This window comes from Mesorhizobium sp. M0633, from assembly GCF_040320645.1.
In the GTDB taxonomy this organism is placed as follows: domain Bacteria; phylum Pseudomonadota; class Alphaproteobacteria; order Rhizobiales; family Rhizobiaceae; genus Mesorhizobium.
The window spans coordinates 23,555-47,179 of record NZ_JAMYQC010000034.1; the positions used below are offsets into that span (position 1 = coordinate 23,555).

The following is a 23,625-nucleotide window of genomic DNA, read 5'->3' on the forward strand; positions in this document are numbered from 1 at the left end:
GCACTGGAATGTGCTATCTGATGCTCATGGAAACAGCTGCCGCGTCCGATCCGTTTGTTGCTTCTCTGCCGGTCTTCGCAAAGTTTGAAAGCGTTGCCGATATTGATAACTATCGGCCTCTCCCCGATGGCTGGGCGCTGGCCACCGCAGACATCGTCGGCTCGACCAAGGCGATCGAGGCGGGGCGCTATAAAACCGTCAATATGGCCGGTGCCAGCGTCATTTCGGCGCTGCTCAATGCGCTGGGTAGGCAAGATCTTCCCTTTGTCTTCGGCGGCGACGGCGCGCTCGTGGCGTTTCCCGGCTCGGCGCTGGAGATCACCCGCAACGCGCTGGCGGCTGTCCAGAGATGGGTGGCGGACGAACTGGATCTGACCTTGCGTGCCGCAATCGTGCCGATAAAGGATATAAGAGCGCAAGGCCTCGACGTTCGCGTGGCGAGGTTCCAGGCCTCCGATGCGGTCTTCTATGCCATGTTCGCCGGAGGTGGCGGCAGTTGGGCGGAAGCCGAGATGAAAGCGGGGCGCTACCGCATCGATCCTGCGCCGGCCGGCGCGCGGCCGGACCTGACCGGCCTCTCGTGCCGCTGGAACCCGATCGAAGCCCGGCATGGCGAAATCGTCTCGATCATAGCCATACCGGGGGCGTCGCGCGACTTGCGCGGTTTTCAGTTTCTGGTTTCCGACATCATCGCCCTTGCCGGCAGGCAGGAACGCGATGGCCACCCGGTGCCGGTGAACGGGCCGGACTACAGTTTGCTGCCCGCCGGCCTCGATATCGAGGCGCGGGCCACGGCGCCGGCAGGACGGCGATGGCTGTCGAAGCTGTGGATAGTGTTCCTGATGACGCTTACGGCTGTTACGGATAGATATGGCTGGACGATCGGCAGATTCGATCCGAAGATCTACAAACGCGAAGTGGCCAGCAATTCGGATTTCCGGAAGTTCGACGATGGCTTAAAGATGACCATCGACGTTGACGCGGATGTGTTGCAACGGATCGAGAACCGGCTGAAACAGGCGGAAGAGGCGGGCATCTGCAACTATGGCCTGCACCGCCAGAAATCGGCCTTGATGACATGCCTCGTCGCATCGCCGCTGCAGCGCGATCACGTTCATTTCATCGATGGCGCCGCCGGCGGCTATGCGATGGCTGCCGCAAGCCTTAAGGCGAAGGTGCCGGTCTGACGGCTTGCGGACATCGATTTTCCGCAATATGCCTCGGGGCTCTTGTGAGCGGTGAGCCTCACCATGGAAGCGGACGGCCTGTCCGAATTGACGGGAAGCAGATTTTTGGACGCCTCACGATCGACATATGACCGTCTTCTGAACCGGATTTCGACGCGTGCCGCGCAAGTCGGCGTGATCGGACTGGGCTATGTCGGGTTGCCGCTGGCGGTTGCGATCGCACGCGCCGGCTTCCCTGTTTGCGGCTTCGACATCGAAGCCCAAAAGGTCGAGAGCCTGAACAACGGACAATCCTACATCGAGGCGGTGACGTCGACAGCCCTTGCCGGCCAGGTGGCGAGCGGACGGTTCCGCGCCACTGCGGATTTTGCCGAACTGGCCGTCTGCGATGTCATCATCATCTGCGTTCCGACACCACTGACGAAACACCGCGAGCCGGATCTCTCCTTTGTCAGGAACACCGCCGGCACCATCGCGAAGCATCTGCGTCTCGGCCAGCTGATCGTGCTGGAATCGACCACCTATCCCGGCACCACCGACGACGTGATCAAGCCCATCCTGGAAAAAATCGGCTTGCAGTCGAGGATAGACTTCTTCCTCGGCTTCTCGCCCGAACGCGAGGATCCCGGCAACCGCAGCTTTGAAGTCGCGACGATCCCCAAGGTCGTGGCAGGTGACGGCATTGAAGCGGCGACGCTCGTGCAGGCTTTCTACCATGGCGTGGTCAAGACCGTCGTTCCGGTTTCCACCACGGCGACCGCCGAGGCGGTCAAGCTGACGGAAAACATCTTCCGCTCGGTCAACATAGCCCTCGTCAACGAGTTGAAGATCGTGCTCGGTGCGATGGGAATCGACATCTGGGAGGTGATCGAGGCGGCAAAGACCAAGCCCTTCGGCTACATGCCGTTCTATCCTGGCCCTGGACTTGGCGGGCACTGCGTTCCGATCGATCCCTTCTACCTGACGTGGAAGGCTCGCGAATACGAACTGCCGACCCGCTTCATCGAGCTGGCGGCAGAGATCAACACGGCCATGCCGCGTCATGTGGTCGATGAACTGGCGAAGGCGCTGGACCGGCACTGCGGCAAGGCGCTCAGCCGCTCGCGCATTCTCATCATCGGGCTCGCCTATAAGAAGAATGTGCCCGACATCCGCGAAAGCCCCTCATTGCGGCTCATTGAACTCATCGAGGAATGGGGCGGCAAGGCGGAATTCCACGATCCGCATGTTACCGAAATCCCGGCCACACGGGAGCATATGGCGATCAAGGGGCGTCGCTCGGTCGAATTGACCGATGTGGCCTTGAAGGATTTCGACGCTGTCGTCGTTGCAACCGACCACGACGCGATCGACTATCAGGCGATCGCGGATCACGCTCTACTGATCGTCGACACACGCAATATTTTTGGCCGCCTCGGGCTAGCCCGAGAGACGGTGGTGAAGGCCTGACGGCGTCCGAGCCGGCGAATTTGTGCAAGGAGATTTCGAGATAGCATGAGCACAGCGCAAGCAGAAATTTCTGCCATTCTCATGGATAAGGTTGCCGATTGGCTGACCCAATCGGCGTTGGCGGGCGACGACCTGGAAACATTGGTAAGGGGCTTTTGTGAACGGCTGGCTGCTGCCGGCCTGCCGTTGAAGCGGGTGCATTTGAGCTTTTCGATGCTTCATCCGCTTTATGACGCGCTCGGCTTCACCTGGCTCCGCGGCCAGGGCCTGGAAGTGGAAGGCTTCCGCAAGGAGAACGGCGTTCATTCCGACAGATTCCTGACCAGCCCATACTACCATCTGCTCAGCCACAAGCTCGACCATCTGCGGCGCCGGCTCGACCCGTCGGTGCCGTCGGAATTTCCTGTTTTCGATGACCTCAAGCTGATGGGCGTCACCGATTACATGGCTTTCGTCCATCCCTTCAGCGGCAACACCAGTCAGGGCATGATCGGGTCTTGGTCCACCGACAGTGCTGCAGGCTTCAGCGACAGCATGATTTCGGCGCTGCTGCGCATCCAGAACCATCTCGCTATCGCAACCAAGATGGCGGTGCTCACCAAGCTTGCCGACAACATGATGACCACTTATCTCGGCGGCGACGCCGGCAGGCGCGTGCTCGACGGCCAGATCAAGCGCGGCGAGGGTGATACAATCCGGGCGGCACTGGTCATGGGCGACATGCGCGGGTCGTCAAGACTTGCCGAAACCTCCGGCCGCGAAGTCTATATCGATACGCTGAACCAGTTTTTCGACGCCGCTGCTGCACCTTTCAATCGCAAGGGCGGGCAGATCATGAGTTTCATAGGTGATGGCTTCATTGCCGTCTACCCTTGCGCAAGGCACCGTTCACAGTCCGAGATCGCCTGCCAGGCTGCTCTTGCAGCAGCGCACAAGGCCACCGCGCGCATGATGGATCTCAATCTGCGCAGAAAGCAGCAGGGATTGAGCGACATAAACTATGGTATCGGCCTGCATGTCGGCAATGTGATGTTCGGCAATGTCGGGCTTACCGACCGGCTCACATTCTCTGTCTTCGGCTCGGCTGTAAACGAGGTCCAGCGCCTCCAGACCCTGACCAAGAAATATCCGCACAGCGTTCTCGCCAGCAAAGACTTCGCCGGCTATTGCGGCGCCAACAACTGGCTGGCGCTCGGCATGGAGGAACTGGCGGGCATCAGGCAGAAGCTAACGGTGCTTTCACCCGATTTGTCGGGTACTCTCTCGCTCGACGAAGACGGTGCGCTGGAGCCGATTTACGACCGAATATCGGACGCCGAGCAGGTCATGCTGCTTCATCGCAATGCCGCGCGGCCGTCCGCGGGCGACCCGAGGAAGCTCCAGTAACCGCCACGATCTGATCCGAACGCGTTTGGTAACAGTCCGGTCGCCGGTTCCGCCAGGGAACTGGCGACTGTTCGAATCCAAGTTGCTCTAGGCTGGCAATGCGATAGTCTCGCCTTCTGGACCTGCCAGAGTGGGGGCTGGTGTGAGAATGAATTTGGGCGTTGATCTGCTGCGGATCGAGGATGTTGGCATCTCTTTTGCCATTATAGGGGGACCGTTGCATGCCGTCAGGCGTGCAAATCTTCGCGTCCTGCCCGGCAAGGTTACCGCGCTTGTGGGCGAGTCCGGTTCCGGAAAATCGGTTCTCAGCCAGGCAGTGATGGGCATTTTGCCGAACACAGCCCATGTTCGCGGCCGTATCCTGTTTTCCGATCCTGAAAAGCCCGGCACGACGCAGGATATCCTGCAGATGCCGCGTGACGGACTCGAAATCCGGGCGTTGAGAGGCAGCCGCATCGGCAAAATATTTCAGGAGCCGATGACATCACTGTCGCCGCTGCATACGATCGGCAATCAGGTGAGCGAATCCCTGCAGATTCATACGCCCATGGCTTGGGTGGAGCGCAAGGCGCGGACCGAGGAAATGCTCGGACTTGTCGGCTTTCCCAACCCCAAGCGCGCCTATGACATGTATCCCTTTGAACTTTCGGGAGGATTGCGTCAACGCGCCATGATCGCCATGGCGCTTATCTGCCGGCCCGCGCTGTTGATCGCCGACGAGCCGACGACGGCGTTGGACGTCACCATCCAGGCGCAAATCCTGCAATTGCTGCGCGAGCTTCAGACGAAGCTGAACATGGCGATGCTGCTGATCACGCACGACCTTGGCGTAGTCGCCAACGTCGCCGACGAGGTGGTGGTCATGTACCATGGCGAGATCATGGAAGCGGGACCTGTGGAGGCGATATTCCGCCGGCCGGGCCACCCTTACCTGAAGGGCCTGATGGCAGCCGTTCCGCATTTCGACCTGAAGCCCGGCGAAAGGCTAAAGGCGCTCCGCGAGGTGCCGGTGAATGTCGGGAACCTGCTCGGCAAGCAGACGGCGCCGGCATCGAAGGGGCCGGACGACATCCTGCTGTCGGTCAGGGATCTGACAAAGACCTTCACGATCCGCAAGTCCGGATGGTTCGGCGGAGATCATCAAACCTCTGTTCGCGCCGTGGACGGCGTGAGCTTTGATATCAGGCGGGGTGAGTGCCTGGGTCTTGTCGGCGAAAGCGGCTCCGGCAAAACCACCGTCAGCAAGATCCTCATGCGGGCTGTCACCCCTAGCGGCGGCTCTGTGATCTTCAATGGCCGCGATGGTCCGATCGACGTCTTGGAAGCCGAGGGAGACGCCCTGCGCATGCTGCGCGCGAAAATCCAGATGGTCTTCCAGGATCCGGTTTCGTCGCTTTCACCCCGCATGACGGTGGAGAACATTTTGAGCGAGCCGCTGGAAATCCATCGACGTGGCAATGCCGCGTCCCGACTCGCCACGGTCAAGAGCCTGATGCAGGCAATCGGGCTCGACCCGCGCTTCATAAAGCGTTATCCGCATAGTTTCTCCGGCGGGCAGCGTCAGCGTATCGGCATCGCGCGCGCGTTGGCGTTGGGGCCTGAACTCCTGATCTGCGACGAGCCGGTTTCGGCACTCGATGTCTCTGTCCAGGCGCAGATCCTGAACCTTCTGAAGGACCTGCAGAAGGAACTGGGCCTGACCTACCTGTTCATATCCCACAACCTGGCGGTGGTGGACTACATGGCAGACCGCATCGCGGTGATGTGCGGCGGGCGTATCGTCGAGCTCGCGCCGCGCGAAATTCTGCTTAGGAAACCGGTCCACCCCTACACGCGCTCACTGGTCGCCGCAGTACCTTTCCCCGATCTCGACAGGCCGATGGATTTCAAGACGCTGAAACTCAGCGGCGCTTCCGACACCAGCGCATGGGGACCGCAATTCCGCGACGAGGGCGACGAGGACATGCTGTCGCCGCTCGATCTTGGCGGCGGCCACCTCGTGCTGGCCCGAAGTTCGGCCGATGTCAGCGAGCTACGCCATTGATCAGCCGGCGCACCGTCCTTGGACTCATGGCTTCGGCATTTCTGCCGGGCACGTTGCGCGCCGGCGATCTGGAGCCGGAATTTCTTGAGCCGCAGCTGAAGGCCAGAGCGCTGCCGGCACTCGCCGAACGCCTGCCCAAGCGCCCGCGCGCGTTGAATCTCGCTGCGATGGGCCGGCAGCCCGGCCAATATGGCGGCACGCTGCGCACGATCATCGGCAGCCAGAAAGATATCCGGATGATGACGATCTACGGGTACGCTCGCCTGGTCGGCTATGACGAAAAGCTTAACCTGCAAGCCGACATTCTCGAAAGTTTCGATGTAGCGGATGATCGTGTCTTCACTTTCAAGATACGAGAAGGACATAAATGGTCTGACGGTAGCCTGCTGACGTCGGAGGATTTTCGCTATTGCTGGGAAGATGTCTGGCTGAACGATGAGCTTTCGCAAGGCGGGCTTGCCCCGGCCCTGCTGGCGGACGGCAAGCCGCCACGCTTCGAGATCGTCGATCCGTTGACGGTCCGCTATAGTTGGGATGCGCCCAATCCCGACTTCCTGCCCAAGCTCGCCGCTGCTTCGCCCCTATCGCTTGTTCTGCCGGCCGCCTATCTCAAGCAGTTCCACAAGAAATACCAGGATCCATTCCGGCTCGCTGGCCTAATGAAGGAGAACCGGGCCCAGAAATGGACGCTCTTGCATATCCGCATGTCGCGGCAGTATCGCCCGGAGAACCCGGAACTGCCGACGCTCGATCCCTGGCAGAACCGGACCAAGCCGCCGGCTGAGCAGTTCGTCTTCGAGCGGAACCCGTTCTTTCATCGAATAGACGAGAATGGCCGGCAACTGCCCTATGTCGACCGGATTGTCATGAATGTCAGCTCGTCGGCGATCATTTCCGCCAAGACCGGTGCGGGCGAGAGCGACCTGCAAGGCATGGGAATTGACTTCACCGATTACTCCTTCCTGAAGGATGCGGAGAAGCGCTACCCGGTGAAGATGCATCTCTGGAAACGCACACAAGGTTCGCGGCTGGCGCTGCTGCCCAATCTGAATTGTGCCGACCAGGTGTGGCGTGGCCTTTTTCGTGACGTGCGCGTGCGCCGCGCACTTTCGCTCGCTGTGGACAGGCGCGAGATCAATTTGGCTGTGTTCTACGGATTGGCGCAGGAAAGTGCCGATACAGTCCTGCCGGAGAGCCCGCTCTACCGGCCGGAATTCGCGAAAGCCTGGGTCGCCCATGATCCCGACCAGGCCAATGCCCTGCTCGACGAGGTCGGGCTTCAGGCGCGTGACGATGACGGCCTGCGGATACTTCCCGACGGACGCTCGGCGCAGCTCGTAGTGGAAACGGCCGGCGAAAGCACGCTGGAAACCGACGCGCTCGAGCTCATCACCGATCACTGGCGCAAGATCGGCATCGCCCTGTTCATCCGGACTTCGCAGCGCGACATCTTCCGCAGCCGCGCGCTTGGTGGCCAGATCATGATGTCGATGTGGTCGGGCATCGACAATGGCGTGCCGACCGCCGACATGAACCCCTACCAACTGGCCCCAACCGTCGATGACCAGCTGCAATGGCCGCTCTGGGGTGCTCACTACTTGTCCCGTGGCAAGGTCGGCGAAGCGCCCGATCTTCCGCCCGTGGTCGAGTTGATGGCTTTACTCAGGCGCTGGAACGCATCGACCGAAGCCACGGAGCGCGCCGAGATCTGGAATTCAATGCTGTCGATCTATACCGATCAGGTGTTTTCGATCGGCACGGTAAACGGAACGCATCAGCCGGTTCTGGCATCCTCGCGGCTGCGCAATCTGCCTGACAAGGCGCTCTACGGCTACGACCCGACCGCCTATTTCGGTGTCTATATGCCGGATACATTCTGGCTTGGAGAGTCCTGAGCGTGCTTCGATATTTTGTCTGGCGCATCGCCGTGATGGTTCCAACGCTGCTGGTCATATCGGCACTGGTGTTCACGATCATCGAACTTCCCCCAGGCGACTATTTCGACAGCTATGTTGCCGAGCTTCGGGCTCAGGGCGAAGCGGTGGATTCCGATCGCATCGAGATGATGCGCAAGGAATATGGTTTCGACAAGCCACCGGTCATTCGCTACTTCTACTGGGTCGGCGGGATGCTGCACGGCGATTTCGGCTATTCCTTCGAATATGAGCTGCCGGTTCGCGACGTCGTCGGGGACCGAATGTGGCTGACGGTGCTGGTTTCCTTCGTCACGATCATCTTTACCTGGCTCATCGCCTTTCCGATCGGCATGTACTCCGCCACGCATCAATACAGCTGGGGCGACTACGGCCTGACTTTCTTCGGCCTTCTCGGCCTTGCGATTCCGAACTTCATGCTGGCGCTGATCCTGATGTATTTCGCCAACATCTGGTTCGGCACGTCTATCGGCCATCTCATGGACCAGCAATATCTCGGCGAGCCGATGAGCTGGGCCAAGGCGAAGTCGATCCTCGCCCATCTCTGGATTCCGGTCTTGATCATCGGCACCGGGGGCACGGCAAGCATGATCCGGCGGCTGCGCGCCAATCTGCTCGATGAGCTACATAAGCAATATGTCGTGACCGCGCGGGCCAAAGGCCTTCATCCCTTCAGGGCGCTGGTCAAATATCCGCTGCGCATGGCGCTCAATTTCTTCATTTCAGATATCGGCTCTATCCTGCCGGCCATCATCTCCGGCGCCGAAATCACGGCAATCGTGCTGTCTTTGGAGACGACCGGGCCGATGCTGATCAAGGCGCTGCAAAGCCAGGACATGTATCTGGCAGGGTCGTTCCTGATGTTCCTCGCCTTCCTGACGGTCATCGGCGTCCTGATTTCCGACCTGGCGCTGGCGCTACTTGATCCGCGAATTCGTTTGCAAGGCGGCAGCACCAAATGAACACGCAATCGCCGCTGCCCGCTCCGGGCGCCCCACTGCAACACTACGTTTCCATCGCGCCCTTTGACCTGCAGTCGGTCGAGGCGATGACGCCGGAGCAGTCGAAGGTCTTTCAGGCGTCGCAGCTGCGGCTGATGTGGTGGAAATTCCGTCGGCACAGGCTTGCCCTTGTATCCGGCATATTCCTGGCAGCGCTCTATTTCGGGATACTGATCTGCGAGTTCCTGGCACCCTACGATCTGCACACGCGCAACATGGACTACATCTATTCGCCGCCGCAGCGGGTGCACCTGTTCCACAACGGCCAGTTCGTCGGGCCGTTCGTCTATGGCCGCCAGATGACGCTGGATATGGACACGCTCAAGCGGAACTACGTCGAGAAACAGGATGATGTTCAGCGGATCCGTTTCTTCTGCAAGGGCGACAGTTACCGGTTCTGGGGCCTTATCGATGGTGACAGGCATTTTGTCTGCCCCGCCGAAAACGGCCAGCTCTTTCTGGCCGGCACTGACAGGCTGGGGCGCGATGTGCTCTCGCGCATCATCTATGGCGCACGCATTTCACTGACAATCGGCCTCGTCGGCATCAGTTTCAGCTTCCTGCTCGGCATTGTCATCGGCGGACTGGCCGGCTATCACGGCGGTATCTTCGACCTGATCGTCCAACGGATAATCGAAGTTCTGCAATCGATCCCCAGCATTCCGCTATGGCTGGCTCTGGCGGCGATCATGCCGATAACCTGGAGTCCGATCCTGATCTATTTCGGCATCACCGTCATCCTCGGGCTGCTCGACTGGACCGGACTGGCGCGGGCCGTGCGTTCAAAGCTTCTAGCCTTGCGCGAGGAGGATTACGTTCTGGCCGCGCAATTGATGGGCGCCAGAAGCAGCCGCATCATCGGGCGGCATCTCATTCCCGGCTTCATGTCGCATCTGATCGCGACGGCGACGATCTCCATACCCGGCATGATCCTGGGCGAGACGGCGCTGAGCTTCCTCGGGCTCGGCCTGAGGGCGCCGATAACCAGCTGGGGCATCCTGCTCACCGAGGCGCGCAGCGTCAGCGTGATCGCGTTCTATCCATGGCTGCTTTTGCCGATGCTCCCCGTCGTTCTCGTCATCTTGGCGTTCAACTTCCTCGGCGACGGGTTGCGGGACGCCGCGGACCCCTACAAGTGACAGCGCTATTCCGCCGCGCGCAGTGCCGCCGACTCCACCCGTATGATCCTTGTCGGCAACTGTTCGCTTGTTGCAGTGTTCATCGTCCGCCTCTACACGCGGCAAGACTCGATCGGGGCTTAACACGTCGGCCTCGGGTTTCAGCCGCGAAACGCTCTGGTCGGGGGCAGTTGATTTCGTGAACTGGTTCTGGACATACAATCGCACATGAGTCGCCTTGACAGTTTCATCCGGAGGATGACCGCACAGCGCGACATACTTGATCATGTCTGCGCCGAGGTGGCGAAGATGGAGGGGCCTGTGCTCGAGCTCGGCCTCGGCAATGGCCGGACGTTCCACCATCTGCGCGAGCGCCTGCCCGGACGCCGGATCGTAGCGTTCGACCGCGCACTTGCCGCACACGCCAGCTCAATTCCCGAAGCTGAAAACCTCGTGCTCGGCGAAATACGCGAGACGGCGAGCAGGTTCATTGGCATCGACGCCGCTCTTGTTCATGCCGACATCGGCACCGGCTATGAAGATTGCGATGCAGTGACCTCTACCTGGCTTCCCGATCTGACCGCGCGCCTGCTTCGCGTCGGCGGCATCGCGGTCAGCGGCACGCCGCTAGATCACCCGCAGTTGCAACGCCTCCCGCCGCCACCTTCGGTTCCCGCCGATCGTTATTTTATCTGTAGGCGCGTGTGAGGGGCCGGGACGAGCCAAATCTTCAGGGGCCAAGCCTTCAGGGGATCGTGTATACTGCTATCTCCCGGCCAATGCCGCGCAGCGAGACCTCGTGGGGCACGGGCGTCAGCGCGTTCCTGTGTAAGAGATCGGCGGTGAGATTGTCGTCGACCACCGCTCGAGTGGCGAAGATCGCCTGTGCGTTGGCAAGGTTCTGGACCCGCGAAGCAATGTTGACCGTCTGGCCGAAATAGTCCTGTCGCTCATTCATAGACACGGCGATGCAGGGGCCGGCATGGACTCCGATCTTGAGCAGCAGATCCTCGCGCCCGCTCTTGTCGTTGAGCGTACGCATGGCATCGCGCATCCTGAGGGCTGCAGCAATCGCACGATCAGGCGTCGCGAAGGTCGCCATCACCGCATCACCGATCGTCTTCACCACCGCGCCTGCCTCCGCCGTGACGATCTCGTGCAGAACCTGGAAATGCTCGCGCACGAGATCGAAGGCTGAAAGGTCGCCCACCCGCTCGTAAAGCTCGGTCGATCCGCGCAGGTCGGTGAACAGGAACGTCAGGCTGGTGATCTTCAGGCGCTGGTTGATGTCGAGTGTATCCGTGCGATAGAGATCGCGGAACGTCTGGTTGGTGAGCAGGCGCTTGGCGGTCAGGAAGGGCCGGCGTTTTCCCAGGAAATCATGCAATGCCTGGCCGGCGATGAAGACCGTCGGCAGCACGCGGGTGTCGGTCCGGTTTTCCAGCGAAATGCGCAACGGGCCGGGTTGCATCTCCAGCGTCTGGTTCTGGACATGGTCGCGGTCGAAGGCCAAAGAGAGGCTCCGGCGCTCCTTTGTTGGTTCGCCCTTCCCGTCGATGAACTGCGCTGAATGGGTGACCGGCTCGAAGACGATGATGAATTCGGACGGAAGCTGTATGGGCAGAACCGCCTTTTCACCGGGCGCAAGCTCGATATCCTCCAGCGAGAACGCTTCTAGCTTTTTCGCGAAATCCTCTTCCGGCAGATCGACGCCGGACGCCCAGTAGATTTGGCGGAAATATTCCGCCACCGGCAGTTCGTGTGGATTGTGGGCGGCAATCCTGCGCACGCGGGGACTGACGGTGAATGTCACCTCGACCATCTCGTCGAGGGTCGGTGAATAGCCCTCGGAGCACAGCGCGCAGGTGTATTCGTCCTTTTGCAGGGTTTTCAGCGTGGCGTTGGTGTCGAGCACGCCGCCACAGCCGGGGCACAGTACATTCCAGGAAATGTCGAAGATACCCACCCGCGCCGCATGGAGAAAGGCGCTTATTGCGCGCTCCTCGTCGAGGCCATGCTTGCTGGCGAAGGCTGGCGCATTGATGCGGCAAAGTTCGCGGTCCTCGCCCTCCGCGATGGTTCGCTTGATCGCGTCGATCGCCTGCGGATCGACATCGGCCGATTGTCGCAGAAGTGAGAACAGATCCTGAGCTTCGTTCATCGTGCAGGCTCCGGAAAATGCACCCCGAGGCGTTTTGACCGGACCGGTCTTTGGTCCGAGTGCTCCATCTTACTTCGAAACGGACCGTACGGCCATTCGAATGGATAAGCCTGGTGACCGTTCAATTTCCATTCGGCGGATTTTAACCGGCCGCAAGCAGCACTATGATGGTCCATGGAGCATTCATCTTTGGGATTTTCTCCCATGCCGACATCCGACAATCCGCCATTTCCCGCGGCCCTGCGCCTTTTTTCTGCGGTGGTCATCATCGTCCTGATCGTAGGCGCCGGCCTGTTTTTCATGCCTGCGCTGGTGAAACCGGGCTGGCCTTGGGCCGTCACGCCGTTCAATGCGCGCTTCCTCGGTGGCTTCTACACCGCCGAAATGGTCGTGATGGCGGCACTGCTGGTCTGGAATCGCTGGTCGCCCGGCAGGCTCGTGCTCGTCATGGCCTTCATCTTCACCGTCATCGTGTCGGTGGCTTCGTTCATCAATCTCGGCTATTTCAACTTCGAGCGCAAAGCACCCTGGCTGTGGTTTTTGGTCTATCTTGCTTCGGTCGCGGTATCCGGGCTGTTCCTGTGGCGGGCCAGGGCCCGTCCTTCTGCAAAAGGCGTGACCTTAAATCCCGCATGGAGCGGCTACATGCCGGCGGAATCCGCGATCCTTGGGCTCTATGGCGTCGGCCTGTTGCTGTTTCCCCTGACATTCAGTGGCATCTGGCCATGGCCGATCGATGCCTTCCACGCTCAGGTCTACAGCGCCATCTTCCTCGCCGGTGCGGGCGGTATATATCTCGTCTGGAGAAGCGCGCCGCGCGAGGAACTGCTGGTGCTCGGGTTGGCGCAGTTTCTGGTTGGCCTGCTTGCCATCCTCGGCGTCGTCATCACCGACGCTGCTGTGCACCGGATCGACTGGACGGCGACCGGGACATTGTGCTGGCTCGCCCTTTTCGGCTGGATAGGCATCAGCGGCGTCTTCAAACTCTACGCCGCCTCCCGGTATTTTTAGCTCGCAATCGGCATCATAGGTCAGAGACGGCTGGATTTTCAGGTGGCGTCCGGTGCATCGTACCGGGCCGATTGCCTTCGCCGGGAACGCCATGACCAGCACGACCTCGCCACCCTCCGAGAAAATCCAGCCGCTGCTGCGGTCCGTCCGGCCAAGCGATGCGGAGGCGCTTTGCGCTATCTTCAACATGCCGGGCTTCCGCTGGGGCACGTTCAGGATGCCTTTCGAGATGGTGGAGCAGGTGGCGCGGCGCATTGCCAAGTCCGGCCAGGAAACCACCTGGATCGTTGCCGAGCTGGACGGCAAGGTCGTCGGCCATGGCAGCCTGGTCGTGCAGGGTTCACCGCGCCGTTCGCATATCGGCGAGATCAATGTTGGCCTTGACGATGCCTTTGTCGGCAAAGGTATCGGCTCTGCCATACTTGGCGCGCTGCTTGACGTGGCCGACAACTGGCGCGCCCTGAAGCGGGTCGAATTGACCGTCTATGCCGACAACGAACCGGCCCTCCGTCTCTACAAGAGCCACGGCTTTGAGATCGAAGGCCGGCATGTGAAGGCCGGCTTTACCGACGGGCAGTACCACGACCTCCTGAGCATGGCCCGGCTGCGGTTCTAAGATCCGCTGTTTGGCGTTAGCTGTTTAGCCAGTCTGACAATTCGTGCGGAGCGAACAGGTGATTGCTCATGGAGAGCTGCGTAGGATACGGCCATTTCGTCTCACGCCATCTTAATCGAGTTGACGATCTATGTGTGGGCCGGCCGCATCCAGCAAGTCTGGTCTCGCTTGGCGTTTGCACCGCAAGCGGCTAGACGGGACCAATGACCGCCGTCTTTGACCCAAGCCCTACCCCTCCGGTGGAAATTCTGGCTGTGCTGTCGCTGCTCTGCCCGGAGGTCGTGCGCGACATCGAGCAGAACTGGAATGCACCGGTTTCCGACTACGCCCGCCATCTTTGGCGGCCGGTGGCAAGGCCTGCATCGGGCCCGGCGATCGCTGCCCGCTCGATCCTGCGCGAAGTCCTGCATCAGCGCCTCGGTAGGATCATGCAGCCTGACGAGATCGGCAAAGCCCTCGACGAGTTCGAGCACAGACCGGTGATTCAGTCCGGCCTGCACTGCCTGCTTCTGATGGACCGGATCACCTTCGATGCCCTCCTGCTTGCCTGGCTCGGCGCGGTCGAAAACGGGCTGTCGGCCTTCGTCGGCTTCATGGGAACGACAATGACCATGGAGACAGTTGGCCGGGAGGGGCCGGGATGGCTCGACGTCGGCGACGACAAGATCAACCTTTTTGGCATGGGGCGCCACAAACTGTGCCGCAAAAGCGCCTGCGTGGCCGGTCCCGTCTCCCTCAACAAGCGCGCGCTCGAAGCGGTGGGCGACGAAACGGATGCCAGCCGCTGGCTGGGCACACTGCTTGCCAGCCAGGACAAGGTGTTTGAAACCGCCGCCGATGCGCTGACTGCCCTGAACCAGGATCTGGTCGCCAATTGGGATCGTGCCGGCATGGCCCTGCCGGTTTTCATCGATGATCGGGCCGCCGCGGCTGCCATGGCGCGGCATCTGGAATATGACGGCAGCCTTCTTTCCAGGCTGCTCATTGAACCCGCAAGACGCCAGCGTCTCGAACATGCCTGGCAAGAGGCCGCATCGAGCCCATTTGGCAGATTCCTGCCCAATGCCACGGACTATTTCTGGGGAATCCGCGAGGAGCGCGTGCGCAAGCTCGTTCTCGAGAACGGGCACCTGATCGAGCCTGACAGGCCGCAAGGTCTTTCCATCCCGTTCGAGCGGCCACATCTCAGGCGGGCGCTGCTGGAAGGCGTGCTGCTGCCGAACTTGTTCCTGACGTTCCTCGTCCTTGCCATATTGCCGCGCGTGCGGGTCGTGGGCGGCCTGAGACAGATTGGCTACGTAGCGCTTTTCCACTCGATCCTTCTGGCCGTGCTGGACGAAAACGCGCCGGAAGAGCGCGATCTGGCCGCGGAGCTGCAGGTTCGGGAAAATGCCTGGGGCATGCGGGTCATCGATGAAAAGATCTCAGTCCGCGAGCAGCTTGCCGGCCTGCCGGAAGTGGCGCTCTTCCCAAACCTGCTCCGGCAATACCGATTGCGGACATTTGCCGAGACGACCGACGACCTGAAACTGGTTCGCGAAAACGCCAGATGGCGCAAGATCGGCCAGGCAGAGATCAAGCCGACCTGAGACTAGTGCGCAACCGCAAGCGACGGCGATCTATCGGGGAGCCTCTAGCGTCTGATCCGGCCGCATAGGCCTCACCTGTCATTGCACCGCACCGCCCCTTGCGGAGCCCATCCACCACGTGTTCGAAATCGACCGGTTCTTGTAGGGCAAGACTTTGCGACGGTATTCCAACGAATAGTCGGGATTGACGCGAAGCACCTCCTGCCATGCCGCGCGGGCTTCGGCGAAACGGCCCAGATGGCCGTAGCTGCGGGCCGGAAGCGCGCGAGACGTCGGTGACAGCGTTGCGAGTCAGCCCGTTGCATCAAGAGGTCAACGGCCTCTCATCTTCATGATAGCAGGAAGACGGAGGGTAAGAGGGAACTTTCGCAGACGACGGCCACGCAGCCGCCCGAATGGGCAGCGCTCTGCCACCGGACCCACACGGATCGCTCGCTGCCGCTTGCCCGTCGACGACTATCGGTGCATCCTTGTGAATAGTCTGGCCGTGAAGTGCGGGCGAGATCACGCCGTCACGGCCACTAGTGAGGTCTTGTTCGATGGACTGCTCGGGCTGCGGTTTCGAGATTGAGGGCGGTTACGCCTTCTGTCCGAGGTGTGGCAGGCGCCAGCCCGTGCCATGCGCCAGTTGCGGCTACACCTGCGCACCTGATTTCGAGTTCTGTCCGAAATGTGGGGCAAGCGTCGGTGCGCCCGCAAAAGCCGTCGAACGGCCTGCTCCGGCACCAAGCCGGACCATTGTGCCGCCTTCTCGAACTCCGTCGCTGCTTCCGAACATCGAAAGCGAAGAAGGGCTGCATCCCGTCTCTGACGCCGATCGCCGGACGGTAACGGTCCTGTTCGCCGACCTTTGCGGCTTTACGACACTCAGCGAGCAGCTCGACCCCGAGGTCATGCAAGCGCTGCAGAACAAACTGTTCAAGGAATTGACGGCGGCCGTGCGAAACTTTGGTGGTTTCGTCGACAAATTCATCGGCGATGCACTGCTCGCTTTGTTCGGTGCGCCGGTCGCGCATGAGGACGATCCGGAACGTGCGCTTCGCGCCGCTCTCGACATGATCGCCCGGACGGCGCGGCTCGGCGAAAGCACCCCCCACTCCGGCTCGCCTCTGTTACTCCACATCGGCATAAACACTGGTCCGGTCGTTACTGGCGGATTGGGCATCGGCACCGCCAGATCCTATTCCGTGACCGGCGACACAGTGAATACGGCGCAACGCCTGCAATCGCTGGCCGCACCGGGTGAGGTGCTGGTAGGCGAGCTCACTCACAGGCTGACCCGGCATGCCTTCTCTTACGAGTCGCTGGGTGATGTCGTGTTTCGCGGCAAGGCTGGCAGCGTGCTCGTTCATCGACTGGACGCACCGCTAGCGGTGCCGCGTGCAGCGCGCGGGCTCGAGGCGCTCGGCCTCAGTGCGCCGCTAATAGGTCGTGGTGCGGAGCTCAATAGAATGATGGCGAGCCTTGACCAGGCGTGCGGCGGCTCGGCCCAACTTGTCCGCCTCGTCGGAGAAGCCGGCATCGGGAAATCGCGGCTGGTGAAGGAGTTCGTCGCCCGCGTCGGCGACGAGGAGCGTTTTCGCAACGTCGCCGTGCGGCAGGCCACGTGCTCACCGCTGGGTGAACAATCTTTTGGCGCCTTGGGCGCAGTGGTGCGCAGCGCTGCCGGGATGATGCAAAACGACAATGGGGACGAAATGCGGGGGAAGCTCGCAGGCTTGCTTGCCGATCTCGGCCTGCAGGGCGAGGAGGCGAAGCGGCTGATGCCTTTGCTCTACCATGTGCTTGGCCTTGGCGACCCCGATGCCACCTTGCAGCATGTCGAGCCCGAGCAGCTGCGGCGGCAAATTCTCTACGCAGTCCGCACAATCATCGAACGGCGGCTTGCGTTGTCGCCGCTATTGATTGTCGTCGAAGACCTGCACTGGGCCGACGCCGTGTCGCTCGAGGCACTACGTTTCGTGATGGACAGGTTGGAACGCACGCGGTTGATGTTGCTGGTCACGCATCGTCCGGCGCCGGACAACGACCAGCTCGACTCAAGTCGGGTCAGTCACACAGCGCTCAGGCTTCCGCCACTCAACAATGATGACGGACGCAGCCTGCTGGCAGCGCTTTTCGGCGAGAGCTGGGTAAGCTCCGCGGGAGGGCTTCTCGACCAGATCCTCGAGCGCGCGGGCGGCAACCCCCTTTTTGTAGAGGAAATCGTTCGCGGCCTTATCGATCGCGGTGTACTGATGCGAGAGGGCCAGCGATGGCGGACTGTGGCAGGCGAAGTCGCAACCGGCATCCCCGCCACTATCCAGGCAATGTTGCTTGCCCGCGTCGACCGGCTGCCCCAAGAGGCGCGCCGGTTGGCCCAGGAGGCCGCGGTAATCGGCCCGCGCTTCGATGCCACACTTCTGAAAACCGTGACAGCCGACCCCGGCCGGCTCGAAGCCGGCTGCGAACTGCTTTGCGATGCGGAAATCATCGAGGAAGTTGCCGGATCAGGGTCGGTCTCGTCTCAAAGCTACCGCTTTACGCAAACATTGCTGCAGGACGTGATCTACCAGAATCTGCTCCTGCAACGCCGGACCGAAATCCACGGGCGGATCGGTGCTGCCTTGGAGCAACTGTGCGGCGACGAGCCGGAACGGCTCGAGGATTTGACCGTGCTCGGTCATCATTTTGCACAGAGCGCCGAGCGGGAGAAGGGCGCGCATTACCTGCAGGCGGCAGGCGATCGCGCTCGCATGATATATGCCAACGACGACGCCCTTCGTTTCTACGAGCGAGCACTGGCTGCGTTGGGCGCGATCGGGCAAACACCGCTCAAACTGGCAATTGCAGAGCGCATTGCCGATTTGAGCGGCCCGGCAGGCCGCCGCGAGATCGCGCACCACCACTACGAGACGGTGTTGCAGGCATACCGCGAGTCGGCCAATCGCGTCGCCTCGGCGCGAGTTTTGCGTAAGATCGGTCGGCTACTCTGGGATGTCGGCAAGCGGGACAAGGCAGAACCCCGCTATGCTGAGGCGGCAGCGCTCCTCGATGGAGCGGATGCCCCGATCGAGCAGGCGCATCTGTGGCAAGAACGTGGCCGACAGGCGTTCCGTAGCGGAGATCACGCTCTCGCGGCAAAATGGGCAGACGCGGCGCTGGATTGCGTAGGCACACTGACAACGGAGCATGTCTCCGAGGTAAGGTGTGATGCCACTCTTGTGACCGCCGAGGCACTCAATACCAAGGCTGTCGCGCTGGCTCGCCTTGGGCGAAACCGTGAGGCCGTGCGTCAGGTTGAGCGTAGCATTGAATTGGCCGAAGCCGCCGGTCTGCTGGGCGCGGCCTGCCGCGGCTACACCAATCTCGGCGTGCTTTACACGACCATCGATCCCGCAAAGGCGATGGAGGTCTGTCGGCGCGGTCTTGAAGTGGCGCGCCGTATTGGTGATTTGGGTTTCCAGGCGCGCCTCCTCGCCAATCTGGCGGTCGCTTGTTGTACTTTCACGGATCGCTGTCCAACGGAGGGCGTGCCTGCTGCCGAGAAGGCCATCGAGATCGACCGGGCGCTCGACCAGCGCGAGCACCTGCCGGTGCCGTTGATCGTGCTTGGGCAGATCCACCAGTGCAACGGCCGTCCGGACCTGGCGGTTGGGTTGTTCCACGAAGCACTGGACGTAGCTCGCGAAACGGGCGAACCCCAACTGCTGTTTCCGTGTTATGATGGTCTTGCAACGCTTAATCTCGACCTCGACAATCTGGCCGAGGCCGAACGCTACTTTTCCCTGGCGCAGGGTATATGCGCCCAGCACGGGCTCGACCCGGAAGCGCTTGTGGTGCTGCCTTTTCTCGACTAGCCGGGGTTGGAGGTTGGAAATGTCCGCGCGTAGTGACTTGGTGCCGCTTCAACCGGGCGACCGTGCGCCAAACGTGGTACTCGACGCCATTACCCAGGAAGGCAAGATCGCGCTTGACGATTTTCGCGGCCAAAAACCGGTGCTGGTCGGCCTGTTTCGAGGTCTGCATTGCGCGTTTTGCCGGCGCCATATCGCCGCCCAGGCGCGGCTTGATCCGGAGCTGCGCGAAAAGGGCGTGGAGAGCCTGACGGTGGTCAACACGCCGATCGAACGGGCGCGTCTCTATTTCCGCTACCATCCGATGCCGAATCTGCTTGCGGCCTCCGATCCTGAACGCGCTTCACATCGTGCTTTTGGACTGCCCAATCTCGAATTCACCCAAAACGAGACGAACTGGCCGTACAAGGTCTCGATGGCAGCGGCAAAGGATATGCGGGTCGACATACCAGGCGAGTTGCCCGGTCCTATGGATCCTCTTGCGGCCAGCGAAATCCTCAACAAGAGGGACCATTACGAGCTGACCGAAGCCGACGAGCAGATGCTAGCAACGGGACACGGACAATTGGTCGGTCAGTTCCTGCTGGACCGGCAGGGGATCGTCCGCTGGAGCTTCACGGAGGTTCCAGAGGGTGGGCGATACATGTTTGGGGCGCCAAGCCCGCAGGAGCTGATGTCAGCCGTATCCCAAGTCGCCCAATAGACTTGCGAACGAGGTAAGCGGGCGGGACACCGAATAAAAAGCGGAACCAATTTGTTACAAATCTAGATACTGACAAGTTCACCGTTCATGCGAGCACGGCCTCGACTTTGCCAACAAAGTCATCGAGCAAGTGATCTCCGCGAATCTCGATGCGCGGAAGGTCGATGGGATCGCAATCGAGGTCCGCCGGCCCGTGTCTGCCGCCGAAGCCGATTCGATAGCCGCACTCCTTGGCCAGCCTGCCAAGCCGTCGGTCGGTGACAGAGAAGGGTGCCGCGAACGCCGTGGTTGGCCGACCGGTCCATCGTTCGATGAACATACGAGAGCGCAGGAGCTCGGCGGCCAAGTCAGAGCTCGACAGACCATCGATCGCGCGATGCGTCGCCAGATGGCTTCCGAAGAACGCACCTTCGCCGGCGAGGCGTCGCACCGTCCCGGCGTCCATAAGCTGCGTCGGCGGGCCGCTGTAGGCGTCCCATTGTGCGCTTTCACCCACCAGGTCCGTCACCAGGAACACTTCCGCGGTCAGGTCGTTCGTGCGCAAGGCCGGCCAGGCATGGTCGGCAAAGTTCTGGAAGCCGTCATCGAACGTGATGAGCACTGGGCGGCCAACGAAAGGCTGACGGTTGACGATGAACCATTCCAGCTGCTCGGACCTAATCGCGTGAAAGCCATTGGCGCGCAGCCATGCCATTTGGCTGGCGAATGCGGCGGGCGCGAGCCGAAAACGGGCGAGCGCGGCCGGACCATCATCGGCGACGCTGTGATACATGAGGACGGGGATACGCTGCCGCCGCTCGCTACGTGCCACGTCGCGACGCAAGGCCCGCGCCCCGCCCCAGACGATATTTCGCGCGACCCCGATTTCAACGGGTGCGCGGATTGGCACATGATCTACCATCGGTTCCGTCGCCACGTCGCCTGGTGACAAGCGGCGGAAGCGGTCTATGCGGTAGAGCTCGGTCTGGATCGATTGCTCGAGGACGAGGCCGTCGGTCGCTGCCAGCGTCTCTGAGATCGCTTGTGCACCGAATGTGTTCCAGTCGAAGCCCGTCCTTCCAACATTGTCTCGTAGCACGAATGCGTGTGCGCTGATGAAACTGCCGCCAGGCGCCAACGCCTCAATGAGTTTTTTGGCGATGCGCCGCACATCGGCGAGATCATCCAGGTAGTAGAGCACTTCCGAACACACGATCAGATCCATTTCGCCCGGCAGCGTGTCCGCAGAGAAATCCAGTACGCCGAACTCAACATTCGGCTGATCGCTGCATCGCGCGCGCGCCCGTCCGACGGCTACGGCGGAGATGTCAGTTGCGGTCAAATGGCCCACGCGCGGCGCCAGCTGCCGCGTGAAGTGGCCCTCCGCGCAGGCCAGCTCAAGCGCCCGTCCGATGGGACCGGCAGGCAGAATTTCGAGCTGCCGCTCATATTTTTCCTGCTCATAGGGCGAACCGTAGTTCCAGGGATCCTCGGTCGCGAAATGGCGATTCCAGAAAGATGTGCGATCATTGTCGCGCCCATCCGCGGCCCGTGCACGGCGCGGCGCTGTAAAAGGCTCTTTAGTTTCGGCGCTCGACCGAACCAGCGCCTGCGCTTCCGCGGCCAATCCCGCGAGTTTGCCGAAATGGCTGTCCCGATCAGACCGGCGTCCCGCCATGGACAACAATACCTCGGCTGCAAACATGTTTGACTTGTCGGCACCGGCGCCCTTTTGCGGTGCATCTACAGGCGATCGCCTCGCAAGTCGCGCGGCACTGTGCATAGGCCGCTCAGGGGGCACGAAATTCAGGATCAATTCAATCCAATGACGCCTTGTCACTCTCCCGAGTACGCCGAACTGCACGAGAGCCTCGATCTGGCCATCCATCATCAGATGGGCATAGATTTGATCGATTCCTTCCGGCACTTCGATCGAGGCCGGATTTCGCGCGTCGACACGAATTCCAAGTGTCCGCGCCAGCCTGCGCGGCGCGGCAAGATCGTCGACATCGAGCAGCATTTGCTCAAAGTGATACTGCACGCGGCGAGCCGCGTCGGGATTATTCCAGACCTTGCCGAGTTCGATGATCAACTCGGTGAGGGAGCCGCCGAACCTGTCCCACCTGGCAGCCAATTGCGCTGGCACCGACAGGCTTCCTACCATAAGGCCATCGACGGCCACCTTGGCGATCTCACGCGCCCACTTACGTCCTGCCGGGAGCGTGCGCAGGGACTGCGGGTTGATCGAGCGCGAGCCGCAGCCGCAATCCGATGCGGCGTTCCACAACGCGAACCACGCGAGTGCTTCTGAAGCGGTGTGGCCGTTCGCGTCGGTCGCTCCATTGGCGTGAGCCGATGCCGGGTGTTTGACCCTGGGATCGGCGGAAAAGCCGCGGGCGATCACGATTTCCGCATCTGCCAGCACCTGCGTCGAATTGCGGCTGAGCGAGTTGGGGCTGACCCGATAAAAAGCGAGCGGCTCGTCGACCATCACCCAATTTTTGCCTAGACGTGCGAGGCGCTGCCACAGATCCCAGTCCTCGCAGGTGCGCAGCGACACGTCGAAACCGCCCAACTCGACAATTATCTCCCGATCGACCAGCAGCGCGTGAGTGCGGACGGCACACCGGCGGGCGAATGTTTCGAAGGGCTGGATCGCAACCTCCGTCGCGATGCTCGACGCCGTGAGTTCGCCATCGGGCATCACGCGTCGGGAACCGCAATAGGCAGCCACTGCATCGGGAGCGGATTTCAGTGCGGCCAGCATTTTGGCAAGGAAGCTGGCACCCACCCAATCGTCCGCATCCAGAAACATGAGCCAGTGGCCGCGCGCTGTCGACATCCCGCTATTGCGCGCGCCAGCGGCGCTATACGCGCAAGAGCTCAATGTCCGAAACCGGGCATCGTGCTCCACATAACCGGCGATGATCGCGGGGGTGCGGTCCGTGGAGGCGTCGTCGACGATGATCGCCTCCCAATCCACTATTTCCTGATCGAGAAGGCAATCGAGTGCGCGCGCCAGCGTTACCTCCGCGTTGTGCGCAGGAACCACGATTGAAACCAAGGGATTATGCGCCACGCCGTGTAACCCGCGCGTTGGTTCGAAGGTAGAACAAGAGTCCCGAAACATAGCCGGCGATTTCCTGCCAAAGGAAACGGTCCTCAGGGACGCTGCGTCCAAACAGTCTCCTGCGAACTCTTCCGAGCCGCCGCGACGCCGCCATTGGGCTGCAGAGCGAGCTTGCTCCTGTCGTGCTACCGAAGTTGGAAGCCTGGCGCAGCATTCGCATCCGTGCCGCCGAGCTTGGGCGCCAGCTGTCGCAGATGCACGTCAAAGCCAAGCATGCCGCATACTCATGTCGATCCCCGGAGTCGGCGCCATGACCACAGGCGGCGGTCCCGGGCACCGTATGAGTGCAATAGCTATGGCAACCTGACGTCTTTTGCAATTGGGGGCGCAACAAATGCCGCCCACTGAAGCTTTGGTGTGAATGACTGCAGTTATTGGGACTGTCGCTCCCCTCCTATCGACCGAAACGCCTCGATTCCGAGGTGCATTCTCGAACAGCCATTCTCCGTGCGAAAGAAGACCTTCCTTCTACCGTTGGGGC

At 61.2% G+C, this 23,625-nt stretch carries 15 protein-coding genes and 2 pseudogenes; 14 read left to right on the top strand and 3 right to left on the bottom strand.

Annotated elements, in window-relative coordinates; translation table 11 throughout:
- Window positions 1–8: 8 nt before the first annotated feature.
- From NKI47_RS27910 to NKI47_RS27945, 8 genes are all read left to right on the top strand, one after another.
- Window positions 9–1,187: a DUF3095 domain-containing protein gene (locus tag NKI47_RS27910; RefSeq protein WP_352457190.1), complete on the top strand. Its 1,179-nt coding sequence runs from the start codon at window positions 9–11 to the stop codon at window positions 1,185–1,187.
- Between the two features lie 105 nt (window positions 1,188–1,292).
- Window positions 1,293–2,636 (top strand): nucleotide sugar dehydrogenase, encoded by a 1,344-nt coding sequence (locus tag NKI47_RS27915; protein WP_352594338.1) that lies wholly within the window; start codon window positions 1,293–1,295, stop codon window positions 2,634–2,636.
- A gap of 45 nt (window positions 2,637–2,681) precedes the next feature.
- Window positions 2,682–4,022, top strand: coding sequence for an adenylate/guanylate cyclase domain-containing protein (locus tag NKI47_RS27920; protein ID WP_352450254.1), 1,341 nt, complete (start codon window positions 2,682–2,684; stop codon window positions 4,020–4,022).
- 148 nt (window positions 4,023–4,170) lie between these two features.
- Window positions 4,171–6,066 (top strand): ABC transporter ATP-binding protein, encoded by a 1,896-nt coding sequence (locus NKI47_RS27925; RefSeq protein ID WP_352570082.1) that lies wholly within the window; start codon window positions 4,171–4,173, stop codon window positions 6,064–6,066.
- A complete protein-coding gene (locus NKI47_RS27930) occupies window positions 6,063–7,961 on the top strand; it encodes an ABC transporter substrate-binding protein (RefSeq protein ID WP_352570081.1) in 1,899 nt (632 codons plus the stop codon). Before NKI47_RS27925 ends, NKI47_RS27930 begins: the two co-directional genes overlap by 4 nt.
- Window positions 7,962–7,963: 2 nt before the next feature.
- Window positions 7,964–8,962: an ABC transporter permease gene (locus NKI47_RS27935; protein ID WP_352570080.1), complete on the top strand. Its 999-nt coding sequence runs from the start codon at window positions 7,964–7,966 to the stop codon at window positions 8,960–8,962.
- On the top strand, window positions 8,959–10,140 hold the full coding sequence (locus NKI47_RS27940) for an ABC transporter permease (protein ID WP_352594339.1): 1,182 nt from the start codon (window positions 8,959–8,961) through the stop codon (window positions 10,138–10,140). Before NKI47_RS27935 ends, NKI47_RS27940 begins: the two co-directional genes overlap by 4 nt.
- A gap of 207 nt (window positions 10,141–10,347) precedes the next feature.
- The gene (locus NKI47_RS27945; RefSeq protein WP_023675968.1) at window positions 10,348–10,827 is read left to right on the top strand and encodes a class I SAM-dependent methyltransferase; all 480 of its coding nucleotides are present in this window, start codon (window positions 10,348–10,350) and stop codon (window positions 10,825–10,827) included.
- Window positions 10,828–10,864: 37 nt separating this feature from the next.
- Here the strand turns inward: NKI47_RS27945 and NKI47_RS27950 are convergent, their stop codons facing one another.
- Window positions 10,865–12,280 carry an adenylate/guanylate cyclase domain-containing protein gene (locus NKI47_RS27950; protein ID WP_023675969.1) on the bottom strand — a complete coding sequence of 472 codons (1,416 nt, stop codon included), beginning with the start codon at window positions 12,278–12,280 and terminating at the stop codon, window positions 10,865–10,867.
- Between the two features lie 204 nt (window positions 12,281–12,484).
- Here NKI47_RS27950 and NKI47_RS27955 point away from each other — a divergent pair, with 204 nt between their 5' ends.
- The 3 genes from NKI47_RS27955 to NKI47_RS27965 all read left to right on the top strand — a co-directional run bounded on the left by NKI47_RS27955 (window position 12,485) and on the right by NKI47_RS27965 (window position 15,496).
- Entirely contained in the window at window positions 12,485–13,291 is an 807-nt protein-coding gene (locus tag NKI47_RS27955; RefSeq protein WP_352577334.1) for a hypothetical protein, read from the top strand.
- Window positions 13,292–13,382: 91 nt separating this feature from the next.
- The gene (locus NKI47_RS27960) at window positions 13,383–13,907 is read left to right on the top strand and encodes a GNAT family N-acetyltransferase (RefSeq protein WP_023675972.1); all 525 of its coding nucleotides are present in this window, start codon (window positions 13,383–13,385) and stop codon (window positions 13,905–13,907) included.
- A gap of 203 nt (window positions 13,908–14,110) precedes the next feature.
- Complete coding sequence (locus NKI47_RS27965) at window positions 14,111–15,496, top strand: hypothetical protein (RefSeq protein WP_023675973.1); 1,386 nt, start codon at window positions 14,111–14,113, stop codon at window positions 15,494–15,496.
- Window positions 15,497–15,593: 97 nt separating this feature from the next.
- On the opposite strand, the pseudogene NKI47_RS27970 reads toward NKI47_RS27965, so the two are convergent.
- A pseudogene (locus tag NKI47_RS27970) lies at window positions 15,594–15,819 on the bottom strand (adenylate/guanylate cyclase domain-containing protein); the annotation flags it as partial.
- 216 nt (window positions 15,820–16,035) lie between these two features.
- Here NKI47_RS27970 and NKI47_RS27975 point away from each other — a divergent pair.
- Window positions 16,036–19,335 carry an adenylate/guanylate cyclase domain-containing protein gene (locus tag NKI47_RS27975; protein ID WP_352594340.1) on the top strand — a complete coding sequence of 1,100 codons (3,300 nt, stop codon included), beginning with the start codon at window positions 16,036–16,038 and terminating at the stop codon, window positions 19,333–19,335.
- 19 nt (window positions 19,336–19,354) lie between these two features.
- Window positions 19,355–20,035, top strand: coding sequence for a redoxin domain-containing protein (locus NKI47_RS27980; RefSeq protein ID WP_023675975.1), 681 nt, complete (start codon window positions 19,355–19,357; stop codon window positions 20,033–20,035).
- 85 nt (window positions 20,036–20,120) lie between these two features.
- Here the strand turns inward: NKI47_RS27980 and NKI47_RS27985 are convergent, their stop codons facing one another.
- Window positions 20,121–23,093 carry a trifunctional glycosyltransferase/class I SAM-dependent methyltransferase/polysaccharide deacetylase gene (locus NKI47_RS27985; RefSeq protein ID WP_352594341.1) on the bottom strand — a complete coding sequence of 991 codons (2,973 nt, stop codon included), beginning with the start codon at window positions 23,091–23,093 and terminating at the stop codon, window positions 20,121–20,123.
- A 161-nt stretch (window positions 23,094–23,254) separates the two neighbouring features.
- On the opposite strand from NKI47_RS27985, the pseudogene NKI47_RS27990 reads away from it, so the two are divergent.
- Window positions 23,255–23,400, top strand: a pseudogene (locus tag NKI47_RS27990) (IS110 family transposase); the annotation flags it as partial.
- Window positions 23,401–23,625: the final 225 nt, after the last annotated feature.

Bases quoted from the DNA above. Each gene is read 5' to 3' on its own strand.
- NKI47_RS27910 (WP_352457190.1), top strand. From the start codon at position 9: ATGTGCTATCTGATGCTCATGGAAACAGCTGCCGCGTCCGATCCGTTT.
- NKI47_RS27920 (WP_352450254.1), top strand. From the start codon at position 2,682: ATGAGCACAGCGCAAGCAGAAATTTCTGCCATTCTCATGGATAAGGTT.
- NKI47_RS27925 (WP_352570082.1), top strand. From the start codon at position 4,171: ATGAATTTGGGCGTTGATCTGCTGCGGATCGAGGATGTTGGCATCTCT.
- NKI47_RS27940 (WP_352594339.1), top strand. From the start codon at position 8,959: ATGAACACGCAATCGCCGCTGCCCGCTCCGGGCGCCCCACTGCAACAC.
- NKI47_RS27945 (WP_023675968.1), top strand. From the start codon at position 10,348: ATGAGTCGCCTTGACAGTTTCATCCGGAGGATGACCGCACAGCGCGAC.
- NKI47_RS27950 (WP_023675969.1), bottom strand. From the start codon at position 12,280: ATGAACGAAGCTCAGGATCTGTTCTCACTTCTGCGACAATCGGCCGAT.
- NKI47_RS27955 (WP_352577334.1), top strand. From the start codon at position 12,485: ATGCCGACATCCGACAATCCGCCATTTCCCGCGGCCCTGCGCCTTTTT.
- NKI47_RS27960 (WP_023675972.1), top strand. From the start codon at position 13,383: ATGACCAGCACGACCTCGCCACCCTCCGAGAAAATCCAGCCGCTGCTG.
- NKI47_RS27965 (WP_023675973.1), top strand. From the start codon at position 14,111: ATGACCGCCGTCTTTGACCCAAGCCCTACCCCTCCGGTGGAAATTCTG.
- NKI47_RS27975 (WP_352594340.1), top strand. From the start codon at position 16,036: ATGGACTGCTCGGGCTGCGGTTTCGAGATTGAGGGCGGTTACGCCTTC.
- NKI47_RS27980 (WP_023675975.1), top strand. From the start codon at position 19,355: ATGTCCGCGCGTAGTGACTTGGTGCCGCTTCAACCGGGCGACCGTGCG.